Below are 13759 nucleotides of genomic sequence, written 5' to 3' on the forward strand. Positions count from 1 at the left end.
ATGAAAATATTATTTTCTATTATCTGTATGTTCGTGTTGTTCTCTTGTAATGATGGGAATAAAGAAAACCAAAAAGTAATTGAAAATAAAAATTCAGGTTTTTCAGTTGAATTAATAGAAAATTATTTTCCTAAAAATGATATCGAGTTTAGTTCTCCTGTAAAAACGGTGGTTATTAGTAATAAAGTGCGTTTTGAGCAGTTTTTTGGAGTAGCAAAAACTATGAATAACGAAATTTCACCAATTGATTTTGAAGAAAATAAAGTTGTTGCTTTAATAGCTAAACCTAGTGATGTTAAACAGGAAATTTTTATTACAGCAACAGAGCTCAAAAAGAACAAATTACTTGTTAAATATAAATTGAAACAAGGAGAAACTCAATCATTCACTTCTGCAGACTTAAAGATGTTTACGATTCCTAAATCGGTTTACGCTGTAGATTTTGTTATTGATAGAGACGAATCTGAAAACAATTAAAAAGAAAAGCTTTGAGAGTAAAAATTATAAACAAATCTAACCACCCATTACCGTCTTATGAAACATTTGCTTCTGCCGGAATGGATTTACGTGCTTGTGTTGACGAGCCATTAACTTTAAAGCCATTAGAAAGAGCAATAGTTAAAACAGGGCTATTTATTGAATTACCTGTTGGTTTTGAAGCTCAAGTTCGCCCTAGAAGTGGCCTAGCAGCCAAAAAAGGAATTACAGTATTAAATTCACCTGGTACAATTGATGCCGATTACCGTGGTGAAATTGGAGTGATTTTAGTGAATCTTTCAAACGAAGATTTTACAATTGAAAACTCTGAACGTATTGCACAATTAGTAATTGCAAAGCACGAACGCGCCGAGTGGGAAGAAGTAGAAGAACTTTCAGATACTTCACGTGGAGCCGGAGGATTTGGAAGCACTGGCAGTAAGTAGCAATTTCTGAGTAACAGAAGTGTCGAAAACAGAAATGTGAAATTTAAATAAAAGTTTAATTAAATATTTTTTTAATCGTTTGATTAATAAGAATATAAAATAAAAATCTCTGTGTTTTCAGAGGAAGATATATGAAAATTATTGTACCAATGGCAGGTCGCGGAAGCCGCCTTCGCCCACACACTTTAACAGTTCCAAAACCATTAATTCCCGTAGCCGGAAAACCAATTGTACACCGTTTGGTTGAAGATATCGCTGGAGTTTTAAATGAAAAAATAGACGAAATCGCATTTATCCTTGGCGATCCTGCGTTTTTTGGAGATGATGTTATTGCCGAACTTGAAACACTTGCAAAAGGTCTTGGAGCAAAGCCAACTATTTACAGACAGCTAGATCCTAAAGGAACTGGTCATGCAATTATGTGTGCTAAAGACTCATTATCTGGTCCAGCGGTAATCGCTTATGCCGATACTTTAATTCGCGCAGATTTCGACCTAGATAAAGATGCAGATGCGGTAATTTGGACTAAAAGAGTAGAAAATCCAGAAGCATACGGAGTGGTGAATTTGAATGAGAAAAACGAAATTATCGAGTTGGTTGAAAAGCCAGAAGAATTCGTAAGCGACCAAGCTGTGATTGGAATTTATTACTTTAAAGACGTGGCTCAACTTAAAAATGAGTTACAGTTTGTATTAGATAACAACATTATAAACGGAGGTGAATATCAAATTAACGACGGAATTAAAAGAATGATGTCGTCTGGAAAAATATTCAAAACTGGTACCGTAGATGAGTGGATGGACTGTGGTAATAAAGAAGTAACAGTTGAAACCAATCAAAGAATGTTAGGTTTTCTTGCAGATGCAAATCAGCAATTAATTTCAGAAAATATTACTACTGAAAATTCTAATATAATCGAGCCTTGCTTTATTGGGGAAGGAGTAGTTTTAAAAAATAGTACTGTAGGTCCGTTTGTGTCTATTGGTAAAGGCACGGTAGTTGAAGATAGTACAGTGAAAAACACTATAATTCAGACAAATTCTAAGATTAAAAACGCTAATCTTGACAACGCGATGATTGGTAATTACGCTACATTTGATGGTAAATTTACCAATGTGAGTATTGGAGATTATTCTGAATTGAAATAGCATACAAATGTCCCCTCGAGCGCAGTCGAGGGGACTTTAATACTTAAATTTACAATAGAGGTCTCGCCTGCGCTCGACCAGACATAAAATTTGAAACAAAGTTTTTTATATACTTTCATTTTTCTCTTCGGAATTATTGTTCCGCAGCATATTTATGCTCAAGAAATAAATCCATCTCCACCCAAAGACAATAACGATACTGTTGAAAATCCGATGGATGAGTTGGGGAATGTGAGTGATGCATTTCAGGAAAATTTTTTCGAAGGTCTTAAACAGAAAGCGATAGAAAACTATGAGCTAGCACTTTCAGCATTAAATAAGGCTGAAAAAGCTGCTAATACTGAAGAAAATAAAGCGGTGGTGTATTTTGAGATGGGTAAAAACCACGTTTTTTTAAAAGAGTATGACCTTGCTGAAATAAACTTCAATAAAGTGCTTAAAACTCAAGGGGATAGGCTAGATGTTCTCGAACAGTTTTACGATTTGTACTATCAACAAAAAGAGTATGAAAAATCAATTCCTCTCGTAAAAAAACTAGTGGAATTTGATGAGGATTATAAAGAAGATCTTGCAAATCTATATACGCTTACAAAGAAGTATGACGAAGCTTTAAAGCAGTTAGACGATTTAGATGAAACTTGGGGTGAATCGGATATTCGCAATGCGTTAAGAGCGCAGATTTACCGCGCTACTGGAAATACCGAAGGTGCAATTGAAAATCTTGAAGGCAAGATTGACAAAAACCCTAAAAGTGAAAGAGAATACCTTAACCTTATTTACCTCTATAGCGAGCAAGGAAATACTGAAAAAGCCTTCGAAACAGCTAAAAATTTATTGAAAAATAATCCCAAATCTGAGATAGTGCATTTAGCACTTTACAAGTTTTACTTAGATGATGGAAATGCTACTGAGGCAATAAACTCAATGAAAACTGTGTTTGCTTCTGAAGAGATTGATAAAGAAACTAAATATAAAGTTCTCGCAGATTTTATTCAGTTTGTGAATTCCAATCCAGATTACGAAGCAGAATTGACAAGAGTGGTAGAACAATTTTCTGTTGAAAATGGACGTGTTTATGAAAAAATAGGAGACTATTACGCTGCAAAAAACAGAAAAGAAGATGCCTTAAAAGCCTATGAAAAAGGGATTGTTATCAATCCAGACAATTTCAATCTTTTAAAAAATACCATCTTGCTGCAAATCGATTTTCAAAAATATGAAGCTGCGGCCAAACTGAGCTCGGAAGGCTTGGAGATTTTTCCAGCGCAACCGCTTTTGTATTTGCTTAATGGAGTTGCAAACAATGGCTTAAACCTGAGCGATAACGCCATTGAAAGTTTAGAGATGGGATTGGACTTTTTAATGGAAGATCCCAAAATGGAGCGTGATTTTTACAATCAACTTAGTTTAGCTTATTCGCAAAAAGGCGATGCAAAAAAAGCAAAAACCTATTCAGATAAAGCTGCGAATCTTAAAATGCCTAATTAATTTTATGAAGCTGAAACCATATTACTTAATCTTTTTACTTGTACTAGCCTCTTGTGGAGGAACTAAGTCTGTAACTAACGTAAAACACGCTTCTGCTAAGGAAGTTATTTCTTCACATAAAATGGCTGCTCCCGAATTTAAAACCTTGGCAGGCCGTATGCAGTTGCAGTATGAAGACGAAAAGAAGTCGCAAAGCATAACCGTTAGCTTGCGTATGGAAAAAGATAAAAACATTTGGGTGAAAGCTTCCGTCTTAGGAATTACAATTGCAAAAGTGTTGATTACTCCAACAAGCGTTAGCTATTATGAAACAATTGGAAAAACTTATTTTGAAGGTGATTTTGCACTTTTGGGTGAATGGCTGGGTACGCCAATCAACTTTCAGCAGGCACAAAATCTACTTTTAGGGCAATCAATATTTACTTTAAACCCTGGAGATTACACATCTGAGGTGTTTCAGAATAAATTCAAAATTCAACCAAAGCAACAGCCTAGGAATTTCATACATTCGCTTTTTATAAACCCTGATAATTTTAAAATAGCTTCAGAAACATTATCGCAACCAGATGACAATCGCATATTAGCTATTCGTTATGGAGACTATCAAAAAGTGGAAGAACAATATTTTCCAAAAAATATAATGATTAATACTTCTGAAAACGAATCGAGTACATTGATTGAAATTACGTTTAGAAAAATTGATTTGAATGTGAACATAGGTTTTCCATTTGATATTCCAGAAGGTTACGAAGAAATTCAACTTAATTAAATGAAGCAATTCTCGACATATATTTTATTATTTTTCTGTTTCCTAACAGTTACTTCTTCCTTTGCACAAATAGACAAACAAAAGCAACTAGAGGAAAAGCGACAAGCTATACTTAAGGAGATTAAGCAAATAAACTCTCTTCTTTTTAAAACTAGAAAAGAAGAAAAATCTGTGCTTTCACAAGTAGAAGATTTAAATCAACGTATTACAGCTTCAGAAAATTTAATTCGAGTTACGAACCAGCAAGCAAACTTGCTTACTCGAAATATTAACGAGAATATCAATAAGATAAGTGCCCTTCGGGAGGAGTTAAAAGTGATGAAAGCTGATTATGCAGCCATGATTCAAAAATCGTATAAAAGCAAAAACCAGCAGAGTAGAGTAATGTTTCTGCTTTCATCTGAAAACTTTTTACAAGCCTATAAACGCGTTCAGTATATGAAGCAATATGCGGCGTTTAGAAAAAAACAAGGTGAAGGAATAAAAGCAAAAACTGATGAATTACAACAGTTAAATGCTAATTTAATCGATCAGAAAAAGCAAAAACAAAAGCTGATTGCCGAAAATGAACAGGCAAAAAGAAAGCTTACAGAAGAGAAAAAGAACCAACAAGCTCTAATGGCTACCTTAAAGAAAGATGAGGGCAAATTTGTTTCGCAAATACGTGATAAGCAAAAAGAAGCCGATGCTATAGACCGCCAAATTGAAGCTATAATTAGAGCTGCAATTGAAGAGGCTAATAGAATTGCAAGAGAAAAAGCGGCTGCAGAAGCTAAGGCAAAAGGAACTACGGTTGCTACTACAACAAAAAATGAAATAACGAAACCTGCTAAGTCGGAAGAATTTTCATTAACGGCTGAGGACAAGGCATTGGCAGCGAGTTTTACAAATAACAAAGGAAAACTGCCTTGGCCAGTAGAAAAAGGGATGGTAACTAAAAGTTTTGGTACGCATAGACATCCACAATTCCCGAATGTTACAACCAATAATAGTGGAGTTGAAATTGCAACAAGTGATAACTCTGCTGTGCGTTCTATTTTTGAAGGACAAGTGTTGTCTATTCAAATGATAAAAGGTGCAAATAAGGTGGTTATTATTCAGCATGGAGACTACTTATCAGTATATAGTAATTTGGCTACAGTTTCCGTGAAAAAAGGCGATAAGGTATCTACCAAACAAACTATCGGTACCGTAGCAAAAAGTGCTACAGAAGGGCGCACGCTATTAAAGTTTTATATCTATAAGAACAAGACAAAAATTAATCCAGCAGATTGGATTTATAGAATGTAGAAAATTTACCTTATCAATAAAGACCTTCCTCTTAAAGGAGGGTCTTTGCTGAAGTTTATAATACAACCCTTCACAAACCTCATATATTCATTTTCTGAATATCCATATACACATCATCAATACGTTTTTAGTTGATTTCCCAAGTATTTGTTGATTGTTTATGGTTTAGATTAAGAGTTTCTAAATAATAAATTCCTACAATTTGCTTCGTTGTTTATTGTTTCCAGAGCCTCTATTATAATTAATATTTTTTTGGAATCGTTGTAAAACCTATAGGTGTGTTATATAGACTATCAAGCATGTTGGGGTTTTTAGGTATTTGTAATCTCTCTAGCTAATTAGTAGTTGAAAATGCTTATATCAATATAACGTATTCTGTAACAGCCTTAACTGTGTGTTTTTTTAGGAATTTACATTATGCTTTACTAAAGTTGATTCATAAAAAAAGAGACTGTCTTGTTAGACAGCCTCTTTTTGGTTTTTAGAATTTTACTTTTTGAAATTTTTACTGCACTATTAGCTTTTTAGTAGCGCTAGTTTTTCCAGACTTTATTTTCACAAAGTAAATACCAGTAGCATAACCAGAAACATTAAGTGTTCCTCTTGTTTTACCACTCATTTCACTTTCAGAAATAGTCTGTAATCTTTGCCCTAAGCTGTTGTATAGTTCAATAGAAACATCGTTTTGAACAGTAGTATTCAAATTGATAACTACTTCACTTGAAGCTGGGTTAGGATACATTGATACATTGCTGAAAATTTCTTTGTCAACACCTAATGATCCATTAACATTTATATTGTCTATGTAAGTGCCATTTCCGTAACCAGTAATATTTACAAATCTAAATTGAACATTTTCACCTAAATAAGCTGAAAGATCAATCGTTTCTGTACGCCATTGGCTCGCTGAACTAGGAACCCAAGATCCAGTAAAATATCCTGGTATTGTAGAAAGATCTAAACCTTGCTTGTAATAGATTTGATCAAAAGTAGCTCCACAATCTGTAGATATATCTACTCTAAATGCATCAGAGAAACTTGATGAGTATTGCGCTTTGGCAATGTCAAAACTTAAGTGAGCATTATTCGCAGTTGTTAAATCGATAAACAGAGTTTGTAATATATCTTCTTGTCCGTTGCCGTTATAACTGTTGTTGTCAACATAAGCAGTTAAAGTAGATGCACCAGCACTTCCAGTAACAGTTCTAGGTGTCCAAGTAATACTATTGTCTGGATTAAAGATTGTCCATCCCTGAGGTGGCATTCCGTTTACATCAAACGGCTCTTCGTAATCCAACTGAGCTGCTTCAATTTCTGAATAGAATGTAAGTGCATCCTCATCGTTATTTGGGTTTTCATCACCTGGTAAATCTATCGAAACAGTTAAAGTGTATGTTCCACTAGTAGTTATTTCAATTTGCTCTGCAAATTCAAAAACCATAGTTTGACCAGAAGAAAGTGTTTCTGTAAATGTTTCAGTAATAACGCTTCCACTGTCTAATTGATAACTAACATCAAAATTAGTTTGTGAATCTATACCAGTATTTGTCAACTTAGCCGAAACAGTAACAGGTCCTGGATTACAAATCTGATTGAAATCACTTGGAGTATTATTTACTTCAACAGCAACATCATTAGATAACGTACAGTTAAGAAGTCCACCGTTGTGTTTTCTAGCAACACTTCTACGACCTTCCCATCCTTCTGTAGCATTTTTCGCTAAAACTGCATACCATAGCGTTGCTTCTGGGTCTGTAATAGGAACAGTAATAGAGTTAGTGTTAGTAGTACCAACAACCTCCATATACTTTTCACCTAGGATATAAAAATCATAAGATTCTGCATCAGTAACTGCATTCCAAGTAAAGGTTGCTGAAGATGGGCAAACTTGACTTACTAAATACCCTGTTACTAAAGGAGCAATGTCAAAAGTATCATCACTTACATCTTGCGACGAACCATTACTTACACGAATTAATGCTTTACCAGACACTGAGTTTGGTACATTCCATTCGTAGTTAGTAGTCGAGCTAGGAACAGTTGCGATGTTATTCCAGCTGCTTCCATTATCAATTGAGTACTCAAGTACAAAACTTGAAGTAGTGTTTACAGCTACAGCATCCCAGTGAATAGATTCAGCTTCACCTGGAACTACACTTTCACCTCCATTAGGGTAAGTTACAGTGATGTTTTCAGAAATAACTTCATATACCACAAAGTACTCTTGTGGACCAACAGGTACATTAAAACCTGTTACGTTTATGTTGTAGTTTCCTGATGTTGGGTTGTTAATTACAACCTGCTCAACATTATTAAGACGATCTACACCATTGGTAGCCGGTAAGTTTAATGTTGTTGGGTTTGGAGTTGGATCTAGAATATAAGGTAGGTGATCTGTGTTATTTGGATCTTTTACCACTAAATCTAAGTCGTTCACCAACGCTGGGTTAGCACCTGGAGATGCAGGAGCATCACTCCAATAAACCATAAAACGTACTTGCTTAGTACCTGCAGGAACATTTATTGTGTGGTTGTTTGCATCACCTTGTGAGATAGTGCTAGAAAGGTAACGCTCGTCTTCGATAAGCTTTGCAGCGCGAAGTCCGTTTACTATACCGAAACCAAACTTGTAATCAGGTCCAACGTTTCCAGCATCGTTAGCAGTGTTTAATAAAGCCGCTTTAATAAGTGCAGATTGAGGAAGATCTCCGCCGTTTAATCCTGCATAGGCTTCGTATAATTGAGCCGAAACACCAGCAATACCTGGAGCAGCTCCAGAAGTTCCTCCAAAGCTTCGGTAAAGGTTGTTTTCATCTGTAGACATTTGATTCTGACCATTTGCAGCAATGTCTGGCTTAATTCTACCATCATGTGCAGGTCCTCTACTACTTGAAGATACCAATGAACCGTCAAAATAAACGTTTGCAGTAGCTATTACGTTTTTACCTTGTTTGTGACCCCCTGTAATATTTCCCCATTGGTTTCCAGCTCCATATCCACAGTTGTTTCCATTGGAGTTTCCTGCAGAGAATACGTGAAGAAGGTTAGGGAAATCTTTTGTTTGAGTATCTACAGTACGCGTAATAGAAGTATAACCGTCATTACAACCATTACTATATGAAGAGTTTGTAATAACTACTTCACCGCTATTGATAAGTGAAACTGTTGGTCCATCTAAAAAGCTTGGTACGTAGTTTACTACGTGAAGTGTTGAACCAGCAGCCATACCTCTGTACGAAGGATTTAAGTTTCCTGCTCCAGACATAATTCCTGAAACACCATCACCGTGGTTCTGTCCTGTACCACTAGCTTGTGAGTTGTCTATTCTTCCTTGAAAATCGATATGAGGTCCTACGATACCATCATCACGGCATAATACGCCAATTCCCTCACCTGTGTAGTTTCTACCTGCAGTAGTTTGAGTATCTAAATTACTTGAACGGTGAAGACTTCTACCACGAGTATCATCTGGAACAGAAGGAGCTGGAATTAACTCAATCCATTTTACAAATGAAAGATTTGCAAGGTCTTCTAGGCAGTTGTTTGGAATAGAAAGTTCTATATTGTTAGCACCTTTGTATTGTTGCTTTACTGCAATTTGTCTTTGAGCTAACTCTTGAATAACTTGATCTGCTGAAATATTTTTGTGAAACTCTAAAGTCACTAAAATGTTATCCCCATCCATAGCCCAATACTCATAAGGAGGGTTTTGTAATTCCTTAGAAAGTTTTGCATTTCCATTCACAGCTACAATAGAACGTACTCCGTTATTTCTTAAAAAATCTACAGAAGTATTTTTTGGGAAATAGAATAAGTATGTGTTGTGAGGAATGTACTCAATTAATTCTAAGTTTTTTTGTTTAAAAGCATCTTGAACAGATTGCTTTGGAGTTTCATAAAATTGAACCCAACCTACATAGCCTTCAGCCATTTTAGCTGATACAGGAAGTTGACTCCATTTAAAGCTTGAGATATTTTCGGGCATCTCATAATTTTCGCCCTGAAAATTGATGTTGTAATTGTTTTGCCCAAAGGAAGTCGAAAAGACAAATATTAAGGCAAAAAACAAAAAAAGTTTTAACCGGGGAAGCGTAGTTTTTTTCATAATTGCAATTAAGTTAATAATAAATTCATAAGGATTTCTACTAAAAGATTCCAAATATATTTATTAACCTTTAAAAGCAATCAAGATTTCGCAGAAATATTCTACTTTAACAATTAAAATGCTTTAAAAAACAACGAAACTTAACGTTCTAAGTGTAAGTTTATTGAAAAATAGATTTAAGCTCTATAGCATCTTTAGGCTTCATTTTTCCAGCTAAGACTAAACTTAGTTGTTTGCGGCGTAAAGCAGCGGCAAAACGCTCTTTTTCCAACTCAGTTTCTGGAATTAGTTCAGGGACTCTTACAGGATGTCCCATTTCATCTACAGCCACAAAAGTATAAATCGCTTCGTTTGAAAGACTCTTTTCACCACTTTCACGATCTTCAATAAAGACATCCATATAAACTTCCATCGAACTTTTGAAAGCTCTAGAAACTTTAGCTTCAACGGTAACTACACTTCCTAAAGGAATCATTTTATTGAAAGCTACGTGATTTACTGAAGCAGTTACTACAATTCTTCTACTGTGTCTACGTGCGGCAATACTAGCGGCTCTGTCCATTCGAGCTAGAAGCTCTCCTCCAAACATATTTCCAATTGGATTGGTTTCACTAGGCAAAACCATATCTGTATAAATAGTAAGTGATTCTTTGGCTGTTTTTGGTTGCATTAGATAGTTTTTTGGCAAAGATATCTAAGTTAAAAGTAAAAGAATAGAAAAAAGATAAATATGGGTAAGTTTTACAAGAATATTGTAAAATTATTTAATCTCTTGCACTAACATCCAAGCATCTGCATTCTCGTTGGCTTGAATTTGATAGAGCTTTTTTGAAGCTTCTAAACGACTTTCAAAACTTGCATATAAAACTTGATGAAGTCCGTATTTAGAGGCTTGCATTTTAAATGGAGAATACCCTTTTTCGCGTAATTCGTCCATTTTTTTATCTGCATTTTCTTCAAGTCTATAAGCACCAGCTACAATATGATAGTTTCCGGTATGCTTTGGAAGATTTAGACTTAAAACTGGAAGTGGATTTGAAATTACAAAAGTTGCTTCCTGGATTTGATTTTCAATAAGTGAATTTGCCTTTTGGCGTTCAGCATAATTGAACTCCTGAACTTGAGATTCATAAATCTTCATACTACCTAAACCAACTGCGGAAAGAGCAATTACTGCAATTGCAGCATATTTAAGATATGGTTTTGAAGGTTTTCTCTCGGTATTTAAAACTATAGGCTCTTTTACTTTTTGAGATTTAGACTCCTCTTTATGGATCTCACGATTTATTTCTTCTGAAACAAATGTAGAAAGTCCAAACGACGAGGTGCTAAAGTTTTGATGTTGAACAGGCTCAAACTGAATTGATTTTTCTTCATTCAACGAAAACTCACCTATGTTTTTGAAAGAAACTTCTTTTCCTTCCAATAAATCTCTAGAAACTTCAGCAGTAAAGTTTCTTATTTTTTGAAGTGCTGTTTCATAACTGCACTTGTCAACCGAAGCTACATAATTAGCAAGTAAACCATCATTAGCCTGTAATTGTCTGTTAAACGAAACAATTTTAGAAGGCGGATGAAATGTGTTAGTATTACTATCGATATAAGCAGATTTTTGACGGGTTAAAAAAGCGCCAAAACCTGGGATAATAACGCATTCATAGCGGTATAATAAATCGTTTATGTAGGTAATTAGTTGCATTGAAACAAAGTTAGTTATTTTATGATGAGGTTCAAGTTATGAATTAGAAAATTATCAACAACTTTTACAAAATGACTATTAGATGCTTTTTTTTGTTAGAATTCATCCGTAATAACTTACAGATAGTTAGGTGGATAAGCTTAAAGTGAAAAAATATTGTAATTTTAAGAGTCGATGAGGTTTTTAAAATTACCATTATGCTTTCAAAAAATGAACTTCGTTATACTCTTGCTTTACAGCGAATTCCAAATTTGGGGGATATTTCCGCAAAAAAGTTATTGCGAAAAACAGGTTCTGCGGAAGCAATTTTTAAAGAAAAGAAATCTAATCTCGCCAAAATTGATGGCATAGGATTGTCGAGATTAAGGGAAATCAACCTGAATAAACAATTAGAAGAAGCTGATGAAGAACTTCAGTTTATTGAAGCCAATAATATCGAGTATAGTTATTTTCAAGACAAAACCTATCCCGAGAAACTTAAACATTGCATAGACGGCCCAATTTTGTTTTTTCACAAGGGTAATATCGATTTAGTTGGAAAACGAATAATAAGTATAGTGGGTACTCGAAAAATCACTAGTTACGGCAATTCTATTTGTCAACAGTTAATCGAAGACCTCGCTCCACTAAACCCTGTAATTGTTTCTGGTTTGGCTTATGGAGTTGATATTTGTGCTCATAAGGCCGCAATAGATAATAATTTGCAAAATATAGCGTGTCTTGCTCACGGTTTGAATCAAATGTATCCTAAAGATCACAAACGCTATGCTTCGAAAATTGAAGAAAATGGAGGCTTTATAACTGAGTTTTGGAGTAGTGATGCTTTTGATAGGAACAACTTCTTAAAAAGAAATAGAATAATTGCTGGTCTTTCAGAAGCGACGGTTGTAATAGAGTCTGCCGAAAAAGGAGGAAGTCTGGTTACTGCAGATATAGCACAATCATATAATCGTGAAGTTTTTGCAATTCCAGGAAGAGCTACAGACAAGCAGAGTAAGGGTTGTAATAATTTAATAAAGCAACAAAAAGCTCATTTAATAACAAGCGCTGCAGATATAATTTACCTATTAGGCTGGGAAATTCAAGAAAACAAAAAGCCTAAACAAACTCAACTTTTTGTTGAACTGGATGATGAAGAAAAAGTTATTTTCCGATATCTAAAAGATAAAGAAAAAGAAATGCTAGATGTTATCGCTTTGGAATGTAATATTCCTGCATATAAAACAGCTAGCATTCTTATGAATATGGAGATAAAGGGCGTAGTACGCCCTTTGCCTGGAAAATTATTTCAGTTGGTCTAGTAGCCAACTTTCTCTCTTACTCTTTTTAAAACTCCATCGGCAACTTTACGTGCTTTTTCTGCACCCGCTGCAAGTGCTGCATCAACTTCATCAAGATTTTCCATAAAGTAGTTGTAGCGTTTACGTTCTTCAGAGAACTTCTCGATAATTAATTCAAATAGCGCTTGTTTTGCGTGACCATACCCGTAGTTTCCGCCTTCATAGTTTTTACGCATTTGCGCAATTTCTTCAGGAGTAGCTAATAACTTGTAAATATTGTAAACATTACAAGTATCTGGGTTTTTAGGTTCCTCCAATGGAGTACTATCGGTTTCTATAGCCATTACTTGCTTTCGCAGCTTTTTGTCAGCCAAAAAGATATTGATATAGTTATTTTTCGATTTACTCATTTTTGAACCATCGGTACCTGGAACATACATAGTCTCTTCTCGCACTTGTCCTTTAGGCATAACGAATGTTTCGCCCATTTGTGTGTGGAAACGAGAGGCTACATCGCGAGTTATTTCAATGTGTTGCATTTGGTCTTTCCCAACAGGTACTATTTCGGCATCGTATAATAAGATATCTGCCGCCATTAGCATCGGATAAGTGAAAAGTCCAGCGTTTACATCTTCAAGACGGTCGGCTTTATCTTTAAAAGAATGTGCTAAAGTAAGACGTTGAAAAGGAAAAAAGCAGTTTAAGTACCAAGTGAGCTCTGTTGTTTGTGGAACATCGCTTTGTCTATAAAATATTACACGATTTACATCAAGACCTAAAGCAAGCCAAGTTGCCGCTGTACTATAGGTGTTTGCGCGAAGCGTTTCAGCATTTTTAATTTGGGTTAACGAATGCATATCTGCAATAAACAAGAACGATTCGTTTTTTGGATCATTCGCCATTTCTATGGCGGGAATTAAAGCGCCCAATAGATTTCCTAAGTGAGGTGTGCCTGTGCTTTGGATTCCTGTAAGTATTCTAGACATTGTTATAAAAAATTTTAGCAAAGGTACCTTTTTTCAATAATTTGCATACTTCAAATATGTACTTTTGACCC

11 protein-coding genes are annotated in these 13759 nt (G+C 35.0%); 7 read left to right on the plus strand and 4 right to left on the minus strand.

Annotation, left to right across the window (positions count from 1 at the left end):
* From G3A46_RS02320 to G3A46_RS02345, 6 genes are all read left to right on the plus strand, one after another.
* The gene (locus G3A46_RS02320) at nucleotides 1–477 is read left to right on the plus strand and encodes a hypothetical protein (protein ID WP_165145718.1); all 477 of its coding nucleotides are present in this window, start codon (nucleotides 1–3) and stop codon (nucleotides 475–477) included.
* Nucleotides 478–488: 11 nt separating this feature from the next.
* Complete coding sequence (dut, locus tag G3A46_RS02325) at nucleotides 489–923, plus strand: dUTP diphosphatase (RefSeq protein ID WP_165145721.1); 435 nt, start codon at nucleotides 489–491, stop codon at nucleotides 921–923.
* 131 nt (nucleotides 924–1054) lie between these two features.
* Nucleotides 1055–2071 (plus strand): sugar phosphate nucleotidyltransferase, encoded by a 1017-nt coding sequence (locus G3A46_RS02330; RefSeq protein WP_165145724.1) that lies wholly within the window; start codon nucleotides 1055–1057, stop codon nucleotides 2069–2071.
* 90 nt (nucleotides 2072–2161) lie between these two features.
* Nucleotides 2162–3559: a tetratricopeptide repeat protein gene (locus G3A46_RS02335; protein ID WP_165145727.1), complete on the plus strand. Its 1398-nt coding sequence runs from the start codon at nucleotides 2162–2164 to the stop codon at nucleotides 3557–3559.
* A 4-nt stretch (nucleotides 3560–3563) separates the two neighbouring features.
* The gene (locus tag G3A46_RS02340; protein ID WP_165145730.1) at nucleotides 3564–4328 is read left to right on the plus strand and encodes a DUF4292 domain-containing protein; all 765 of its coding nucleotides are present in this window, start codon (nucleotides 3564–3566) and stop codon (nucleotides 4326–4328) included.
* Nucleotides 4329–5618, plus strand: a complete 1290-nt coding sequence (locus tag G3A46_RS02345) for a peptidoglycan DD-metalloendopeptidase family protein (protein ID WP_165145733.1) — start codon at nucleotides 4329–4331, stop codon at nucleotides 5616–5618. It begins immediately after the preceding gene.
* 505 nt (nucleotides 5619–6123) lie between these two features.
* Here the strand turns inward: G3A46_RS02345 and G3A46_RS02350 are convergent.
* The 3 genes from G3A46_RS02350 to G3A46_RS02360 form a co-directional block, all read right to left on the minus strand.
* On the minus strand, nucleotides 6124–9603 hold the full coding sequence (locus G3A46_RS02350; protein ID WP_241836851.1) for a S8 family serine peptidase: 3480 nt from the start codon (nucleotides 9601–9603) through the stop codon (nucleotides 6124–6126).
* Between the two features lie 280 nt (nucleotides 9604–9883).
* The gene (locus G3A46_RS02355) at nucleotides 9884–10393 is read right to left on the minus strand and encodes an acyl-CoA thioesterase (protein ID WP_139854274.1); all 510 of its coding nucleotides are present in this window, start codon (nucleotides 10391–10393) and stop codon (nucleotides 9884–9886) included.
* Nucleotides 10394–10483: 90 nt separating this feature from the next.
* Nucleotides 10484–11422, minus strand: coding sequence for an SPOR domain-containing protein (locus tag G3A46_RS02360; RefSeq protein WP_165145739.1), 939 nt, complete (start codon nucleotides 11420–11422; stop codon nucleotides 10484–10486).
* A 197-nt stretch (nucleotides 11423–11619) separates the two neighbouring features.
* Between G3A46_RS02360 and dprA the strand changes: the two genes are divergently transcribed.
* Nucleotides 11620–12723, plus strand: a complete 1104-nt coding sequence (dprA, locus tag G3A46_RS02365) for a DNA-processing protein DprA (RefSeq protein WP_165145742.1) — start codon at nucleotides 11620–11622, stop codon at nucleotides 12721–12723.
* Here the strand turns inward: dprA and trpS are convergent.
* A complete protein-coding gene (gene trpS, locus G3A46_RS02370; protein WP_165145745.1) occupies nucleotides 12720–13688 on the minus strand; it encodes a tryptophan--tRNA ligase in 969 nt (322 codons plus the stop codon). The two genes, dprA and trpS, sit on opposite strands and share 4 nt — an antisense overlap.
* Between the last annotated feature and the right edge of the window lie 71 nt (nucleotides 13689–13759).

The organism is Aequorivita sp. KMM 9714 (assembly GCF_011065475.1).
Lineage (GTDB): Bacteria > Bacteroidota > Bacteroidia > Flavobacteriales > Flavobacteriaceae > Aequorivita > Aequorivita sinensis.